Annotated in this window: 2 protein-coding genes; both read left to right on the forward strand. The window is 45.8% G+C overall.

The window, feature by feature from the left end:
• Nucleotides 1–100: 100 nt before the first annotated feature.
• A complete protein-coding gene (locus B0919_RS25050) occupies nucleotides 101–358 on the forward strand; it encodes a hypothetical protein (RefSeq protein WP_139362384.1) in 258 nt (85 codons plus the stop codon).
• A 536-nt stretch (nucleotides 359–894) separates the two neighbouring features.
• Entirely contained in the window at nucleotides 895–1,797 is a 903-nt protein-coding gene (locus B0919_RS25055) for a hypothetical protein (RefSeq protein ID WP_139362385.1), read from the forward strand.
• Nucleotides 1,798–1,901: the final 104 nt, after the last annotated feature.

The raw sequence follows: 1,901 nt of genomic DNA on the forward strand, positions 1-1,901 counted from the left end.
CAGGCCCGTACCCGTGAAGCACTGGAGGCGGCTATCCAAACCGCGGTTGAGTGGATTTCCAGCAAGGATGCCAAAGCCTGGTTCAACCATTGTGGTTATCATGTACATCGTTCATGAATCCGCTATATGTTGTGCTTCTTTGCTTGCGTATGTGACTTGGCTGAGCCCTGAAACAAGAGAAGGAAGGCGTAACCGCTCCAATTCCAAGTATGTAAAGCGAGGCATGAATATGCAGCAGGTGCTTGTCGTCATGGGGCATCCCGATAGAATAGCCGCAGCAGGCACAAATGCTGCCCCCGTGTATTACTACAAACCACCATTTGGTGCATCAAGTGAAGTCACAATTTTTTTTCAATAATGATAGTATAGCCAGCCATGTAGTGAATATGGATTGAGTGGCGGTTTGGCATTAATTGAATTATGTTAATTAGCCTTGGTATTTCCGTGGTTTAATGCCTGATGCTTTGATTTTGAGGGGTTCAAGCGTTTCTGTTCGGTTGAATAAATTATTCGGTATGCGATATACAGGTGGCATTAGTAGAAGTTGAATTACGATAATACTACCACCCAAACGAGCACAATTCCATGCAATTAAGAGCGTGTTTGGATTTTACTGAAACCGCCTCTGGAACGTCATGCTCTATCTGGCGTCCGCTTGCCGAAGCATCGCTACCGCTTCGTTGAATCGGTGCAAACGAAGCATCTCTGCTGCTTCGAATACGCTCAGCATGACCTGAAACGCAAATCCCCAACGCGCACTTAAGTTGCCTTATTATGTAAACGTTATGGAGTTGGTCCGTTAAATGCCATGAGTAACCTGCATTATCTCGCTCCTAATGAGCTTGAGAATTAAGGAAGTACGCTCACTCAACAACCCAAAGGCAATACCATCTCATGCCATTAAAATTGACGGTACGTTCCTTACTCAGGTTAGTAGTCGTGCTATGGGGCGGTATAGCAAATGCACAATCACCTCCTGAAAATTTATCTGGTTTTGTGAATGCGTCAACATTGCCTGGGCGTAAATTCCTGGTAGAGACGCAGGGGTATCGGCGAGGAGTAGCCTCGCGTACGATTTTACTAAACGTGTGTATAAGCTATGCTGATTTACGCAGTAAATATGGTTTGGCAAGCCAGCGGCAGGTGCGCTACGACCTTGATTCACTACTTATCACTTTTGCTGCCGTGGAGGGTAAGGCTGCTTCGCAAGGGCAGCCGATGTGGCAAACTTATGACAGCCGTGAGCCCCTTGATGCAAAAGCATTCCTGGCTAACTGTATGGCTCGTTTAGATTACTATCAGCGTTGGGGGGCAAGTGGGTTTAATGATATAACTCGTCAATCTGGAATTATACCTATAATAGATGTTAAGAATGAGCGCCGTTGTTTGTCAGGGGTGAGCGTGTTAGAGCTATTTGTTGTAGCACCAAGAGAGGGCCTGCTTTATGGTCAATCGGACAATGTGACCATTAATACTAAAGCGCCCATCGTGTCAATAAAGCAATTTGATAAAGTTATTGATGAAGCACGTAATGTCTTCAATGAAAACTCGAATTCGTCATTCACCGCAAGCTTAGCTTCTAAAATTTTACTTGAACGGCGAGTAAACAACCTTTGGTATTTTTGGACTTATCCACCCAGTATGGTTGATGCACCTAATATTCATGGAGCTGAAGAATTTGTGTATCGCCCTGGAGTGGGTATCGTTAGTGGGACCTATACGAATTTGGTAGAGGCAAAAGGAGAGAATTTTACTGTGATATATATTGAGAGGGTGGTAGTGGCTCAGGTGGGCTGAAGCCCGTATAGTAGAACATGGAAGCATGTTCGTACTGCGGCGCTTCAGCGCTGCGCAAGAATGGGTTGGCGCGCAATGGCAAGCAACGCTACCACTGCCGGGCG

It is taken from the genome of Hymenobacter sp. CRA2 (assembly GCF_002007105.1).
Classification (GTDB): Bacteria; Bacteroidota; Bacteroidia; order Cytophagales; family Hymenobacteraceae; genus Solirubrum.

Bases quoted from the DNA above. Each gene is read 5' to 3' on its own strand.
- B0919_RS25050 (WP_139362384.1), top strand. From the start codon at position 101: ATGTACATCGTTCATGAATCCGCTATATGTTGTGCTTCTTTGCTTGCG.
- B0919_RS25055 (WP_139362385.1), top strand. From the start codon at position 895: ATGCCATTAAAATTGACGGTACGTTCCTTACTCAGGTTAGTAGTCGTG.